The 6,446-nt window shown below is 36.3% G+C and carries 3 protein-coding genes; all 3 read left to right on the forward strand.

Annotation, left to right across the window (positions count from 1 at the left end):
* The first annotated feature begins 157 nt into the window (after nt 1–157).
* The gene (locus tag HMPREF3181_RS07735; RefSeq protein ID WP_197415932.1) at nt 158–3,499 is read left to right on the forward strand and encodes a Cna B-type domain-containing protein; all 3,342 of its coding nucleotides are present in this window, start codon (nt 158–160) and stop codon (nt 3,497–3,499) included.
* A gap of 659 nt (nt 3,500–4,158) precedes the next feature.
* On the forward strand, nt 4,159–4,422 hold the full coding sequence (locus HMPREF3181_RS06255) for a YSIRK-type signal peptide-containing protein (RefSeq protein WP_068474600.1): 264 nt from the start codon (nt 4,159–4,161) through the stop codon (nt 4,420–4,422).
* Nucleotides 4,423–4,586: 164 nt separating this feature from the next.
* Nucleotides 4,587–6,446: Rib/alpha-like domain-containing protein (locus HMPREF3181_RS06260; RefSeq protein ID WP_231723274.1), on the forward strand; the 1,860-nt coding region annotated here is incomplete at its 3' end.

A 6,446-nucleotide genomic window follows, 5' to 3' on the forward strand; every position in this document is an offset into this window, starting at 1 on the left:
CAGACAGACAGACAGACAGACAGACAGACAGAACTATAATTCTGTCTTTTTTGGGTTAGATTTTTATATTTGGCAAGAATATGTACCTGATGGATAGCTATGTATTTTTGCCAATTTTTTTTGAATATAAATAATATTAAAACGAAAGGATAAAAAAATGAAATTTAAAAAAATTACATCTACATTGATGGCTTTATTAATGATTTTTACTGTTTTTCTAGGACCTTCAACGCTAAGTGCTGAAGATGCCAAAGAGGAAGGGCATCTGCTTTCAGGATATACAACATTTGCAGATAATCAAGGTGAAAATAATTCTGAGGATAATGAATACAGTCTTAACCTCAGATTGTTTCGTCCTGATTTTTCCGATTTTGATAGCATATTTGCAACATACACAAGTTATTGGATGCATGACCCTGAACAAAAGGTTTTTGACCAAGATGAATGGGCATTAAAAGATTTTCTTGTTGAACATGAGCTTCATATAGAGGGAGAAGCAAATACAGTTGTAAAAAATATGACATATACGGCAGAGAGCTACAACTGGGATGGAAATATATCCTTTGAAGATATAAGGATTCCATACAACAAGATAGAAGTAGAATATTATAATAAAGATGACGGGAATCCAGTGGAGCCATATCTACTTCATTATGATTTATATCTTAAAAAAGCCGATGGAAAAATGATTCTGAAAATTCCAAGACTTGCACCAAAGGCAACATATACAGGTTCAATCGAAGATGTAAAATTGATTACTGTAAAAGAAATTAAAATTGGCGAAGTTGATCCCGAAAGTAAAAATGTATATTTAGATGGTGTTTCAGGCGATGATAGCTTAGACGGAAAATTGGGCAGAGCTGTCAAATCTTTTGCTCGGGCAAAGGAAATAGCTACTAACAATCAGAAAATAAAGAGAATTATCGTAGTTGGAACAACATCTATTACGGGGGATATATCTCTAGCAGGAACGAATGCAAAGATACTCAGAGGAAAAGATTTTAATGATTATTTGTTCCGTGTAGAGTCTGAAAAAGAAGCCACACTATCGGAAATTGTAGTTGACGGCGATGGAGAAAATAATAAAAAAATTGAAAAATCTCTCGTTGAGGTGAAAAGTAAAGCAATATTAAATATTAATAATGGCTCAGTTTTGCAGAACAATCAAATCATGGCTATCAAAGATACTGCAACACGAGGTGGTGCGGTTAATGCTTCAAGTGCAACCGTAAATATGACTGGTGGAAGTGTTGAAAACAATCAAGCAACATATGGTGGAGGAATTTATTTATATAGTTCCACAATGAATTTTTCTGGTGGAACTGTTCAAAATAACAGGTCTGAGCTAGTGCGTGATTCATCTGTAAGTCAATATTATTCGGCTGGTGGTGGAATACTTGCATATGAGGGATCTACTATAAATATGTCAGGCGAGGCTGCGGTTTTTAATAATTTTGCCAATGAGATTGGTGGCGGTATTAGCGTAGGAGCCAATCAAGCAGGAGAAACCAGCATATTGAATATGACAGGTGGAAAGATTGACGGAAATGTAGCTAAATCAGCAGGCGGCGGCATATTCATCCAAGGAGGATTGCATAGCGGCGTACAGTGCAAGGCATATATCACGGCTGGAGAAATTACAAATAACAAAATGGAAAGTGGTGGCGCGACTGAAGATGCCTTTGGCGGTGGAGGGATTTATGTCAACGGTGTCGCAAATCCATGGAAGTGGCAAGGACATGAATATTACGGTGCTAATGGCGAGCTACACCTAAAGAATGCATTGATAAGTAACAATAAATCAAATGGACAAGGTGCAGGGATTGCTTCTTGCCCGATTTCAAAAACGAAGATATATATAAATGATGGCGTAGCTCTTTATGGAAACGAAAGTGGAACAATCGGAAACGAACTATTCCTTTACTCAAACAAATTCTTTGGACCACACAGTGGAGAAGCTAAATATAAGCTTGCAAAGCGTATGCTTGGTGGTGCGCCATTCAACTGGACTACACATGAAGGTACGCCTCTACCTGATGATAAACATGAGGGAGTTTTGAGTGTTCCTGAAGGTAAAAAGTATACCTTGCTTGCCTTGAATGCTGAGTCAGCGGGAAACGAAATGACAAAAGCGCTTACCAAGGTGATTATTTCAGGAAACTTTTCAAACACACGAGGAGCCGGCATAGGCAGTAATGGGACAATTGAGATTGGTACTGACGGTGATGCAACGAATATTTCCGTAGAAAAGAAATGGAAAGAAAAAAATAATGATATAAAGTCTCGTCCTAAAAATATAAAAGTTAAGTTGATAGCAAAAATTGTCGATAAGGAGTATATTGTAGAAGAACGAGTTATAACAGCTGAAAATGGCTGGAAAACTACTTTTAAGGATTTACCAACAGAAAACAACGGAAATAAAATAGAATATACTATCGCAGAGGATGAAGTTAGCGGCTATAAAACAGAGATAACAGGCAATGCAAAGGACGGCTTTGTCATAACAAACACCAAAGAACCTGAAAAGATAAAAGTATCCGTTGAAGGTAAAAAGACTTGGAACGATAAAAACAATCAAGACGGAAAGAGACCAACAGAAATCACAATCAATCTATTAAAGAACGGAACTAAAGTAGCTACAAAGAAAGTTACGGAAAAAGATGGCTGGAAATGGAAATTCGAAAATCTTGACAAGTATGAGAATGGCAAACTGATTGAATACACTATATCTGAGGAAAAGGTTGAGGGCTATAAAACAGAGATAACAGGCAATGCAAAGGACGGCTTTGTCATAACAAACACCAAAGAACCTGAAAAGATAAAAGTATCCGTTGAAGGTAAAAAGACTTGGAACGATAAAAACAATCAAGACGGAAAGAGACCAACAGAAATCACAATCAATCTATTAAAGAACGGAACTAAAGTAGCTACAAAGAAAGTTACGGAAAAAGATGGTTGGAAATGGAAATTTGAAAATCTTGACAAATATGAAAATGGAGAATTGATCAACTACACAATCGTAGAAGAAAAGGTAGAAGGTTATACAACAGAAGTAGAAGGATATAATGTTAAGAACTCATACACACCAGGAAAGACAAGTATACAGGTAACAAAGGCTTGGAAAGACGGAAATAACCAAGACGGAAAGAGACCTGAAAGCGTAACTGTTAAACTGTTTGCAGATGGAAAAGAAACAGGAAAGACATTAACTTTAACAAAGGCAAACAACTGGACAGGAAGTTTCACAGACCTTGACGAGTATAAGGATGGAAAGAAGATTGAATACACAGTCAAGGAAGAATCTGTAGGAAATGGTTATGTAAGTGTTGTTACAGGAAATGCAAAAGAAGGATTTGTAGTAACAAATGTAAGAACACCAAAACCAAGAATACCAAAGACAGGAGCAGGAATGAATTCATCTTTATATGGATGGCTTATGTTAACATCAGGTTCTTTGCCGTTACTTATTGGATATATACGCAAAAAATATACAAAGTAGCATAAGAAACAATAATAACTGTTAAATAAACATACTTTAAAATTAAATAAAACACAAAATAAATACAGATTTTATTATTGTTGTCGGAGAAATTTTTACGGGATATCCAAAATTTTTGAGGGTTTTCCAAACAACAATGAGGGGCGACCTAAAATTATCCAAAATTAATTAGGGGACAATCTGAGGGGCGACTATATGTAAAACCACTAGTTGAACTGGTGGTTTTTATTAATACTTATTTACAGACTTTTTGTCATACTCTCTTGGGGAGACTGTATAAACGGCCTCCCTCAACATATTTTTCACAAAAAATATCTTCAAAACAGTCTAAAATAACTAATCATTCTTAGTGGATTTCAGTAATTTTGGAGATATTTGAAAAAAAGTTGAAAAAAAGCTGAAAAAAGTTGAAAAAAATAAGAAAATATGGTAATATATATGTGATAGGGGTTGACAAATATGATTTTAAGGAATATAATGCCTAAGCAAGCAAGCAAGCAAGCAAGCAAGCAAGCATAGGTATATTGTCACAACAAACAATCTTAGTACAAATGTTATATTTTAAGGCGGATGAACTTTCTCTAGCAAAATGCAAGGGGTAAGTCCGTCTTTTTGTGATATTTGAATTAAAGGAGAATTTTCTATAAGAAGGAGGAAATATGAAAGAAAAAAATAAGCAGATAAATTTAAAATGGGGCATGAGAAAACTTAGTGTAGGTCTTTGCTCCGTTGTTATTGGTGCAAGTATGATCGTTGTGCCAATGACGCCAGCCTATGCTCAGGAGTCTATTCCGACTGCTGTGAGATTACCACAAGATGATGTAGCAGCCTCAAGATCGGTCAGTGCCAGCGGCTTAGGAGATACATCACTTATCTATGCCGTATTACTTTTAAAGAAGCAAAAGGAGATACCATCACATTAAACTGGAGCAAATGGAATAAAGCAGGTACTTACTGGAATACGGTTACAGATGACAAGAAGGATCCTGAGTATTTTGCAGGTAGATATGTTCTTGAATTCTCTGATCCTGAGTTTTACAAACAGATTGAATCCATTGAAGTAAGAAGTGGTAGTTTCAAAGTGAACATGGAAAAGTACTACGATGGAGATCCTGAAAAAGGTGGCTCACTTTGGACATACAAAATCATAGGCGGAGCTATGAATGAAAACATTACTGGTGCTAATACCATCTCTACCGTTACTATTAAACTTGCTAATGGTCAAACGTTAGAATCTTTGGGGTTAAAAGATAAGAAACTTAAGTTTAATTCTATGTGGCTTACTGGCAAGGGAGGAAATACAACTCCAAATCTAATCGCAAAAGAATCTATCAGTAGTGGATACATCTACGATAAGACAAAAGAAAAAGATATCTATAAGTCCAATCTTACAATGGATGGCTTTACTTCTAAGGCCATGTTTGTAGAAGGGGAAAGCAAGAAATTTGATGAAATCAGAACAGTTCATGAATATAAGCCTGCCATCAAGTACGAATCTTCTTTTCCAGGAAAAGGGTATGCAGCTGTAATTGAAGAAACTTTCCCAGCTGAACTTGTAGAGTTCATTGACTGGGATAATGTGTATATTTATTCTTCAGATATCAATGGTAATCCTACAAAAAATGTAGTGAAAACTAGAATTGATAAACCTAACAATGGAGTTATTAATACTTATAATTCTCCTGCGATGAGTCATAAAAATGTCAGTTCTTATGATGAAGCTGCTAAAGTTAGAAGTTACATTCAATCCAATGTGTTAACTGCTGGTGCAGGAGGGGTTGGTTTCTATACAATCTCATATAAGCTAAAGGCTTCTTTGAATGATCCGGAAGTGGCAAAGAAGATTATTGAAGCGGCAAAGCAGACAGATAACAATAGCTTCCTACCGTTTTCTTCTCGCCTTTATGCAGATTGGCCAGATAAAAAGTATGGAATATTCAGTAAAGATGACGGAGCTCCTTGGAAGATTCTGGAAAACTCTGAACACAACAGCGTACTGGACGTAAAAGATACAGACGGTGATGGTCTTCTTGACTTTGTTGAATATCAATACGGTGCAAATCCAAACATAGTAGATACAGATGGAGACGGTGTGCCTGATGGACAGGAAGTACAGGTGGATAATACTAAACCAAACGATGCTTCTGATTATATCGTAAAGGAACCGACTGCTGAAAAGACAACTTACAGCCCTGCTGTAGAAAACAAGATTAAGGGAAAACTTCCAAAACCTCTAATCAAGAACCCTGCAAAGCCGGATGAAGATTTAAAGGTTACAGATGAAAAGGCAGGAAATGCCATTGTAAAGCTTCATCCATATGACGCTAATACAAAGACCTATGATAAGAGTAAGGTAATTGCTGAAGTAAAAATTCCATTTGATAAATTAGAAGCAGGCGAATTTGAAATGACATTACCTGCTAATACAGTAGAAGATGGTTCAAAAGGTCAGATTGTAGCCTACGCACCAAATGGGGAACATGCTATTGCTGGACCGGTTCTTAACTTTAACTTGACAGATGCAGAGAAGTTTAAGCCGGAAGCAGAAAAAGAAATAGTTTCTTTTGGCGGAACGTATAATTTGACTGATAATATCAAGAAATTTACAGATGCAAAAGGCAACCCAGCTACTCCCGAGCTTGACGATAAAATTCCATTTGAAGATATTACAGCTAAAGATGCTATTAATGTCAACCAACCGGGTGAATACACAGGTAAAGTAAGGGTAAAATACAAGGATGGCTCTACAGAAGATGTGGAAGTTCCAGTAACAGTACTTGCAAAAGTCATTGATCAGACAAACAATCCTGATGCGAAAACACCGGAAGGCTACCACAGAGTAACCTTCGTAGCAGGAGATGGAGTAAACGAATTAACAAATTCACCAGTATATGATGTAAAAGACGGAGTAGCATTAACAGCTGATAAATATCCACAAGTAACAGCA

It is taken from the genome of Parvimonas sp. KA00067, assembly GCF_001553085.1.
GTDB classification, from domain to species: Bacteria; Bacillota; Clostridia; order Tissierellales; family Peptoniphilaceae; genus Parvimonas; species Parvimonas parva.

Coding starts and splice junctions, on each gene's coding strand:
- HMPREF3181_RS07735 (WP_197415932.1), top strand. CDS start 158: ATGAAATTTAAAAAAATTACATCTACATTGATGGCTTTATTAATGATT.
- HMPREF3181_RS06255 (WP_068474600.1), top strand. CDS start 4,159: ATGAAAGAAAAAAATAAGCAGATAAATTTAAAATGGGGCATGAGAAAA.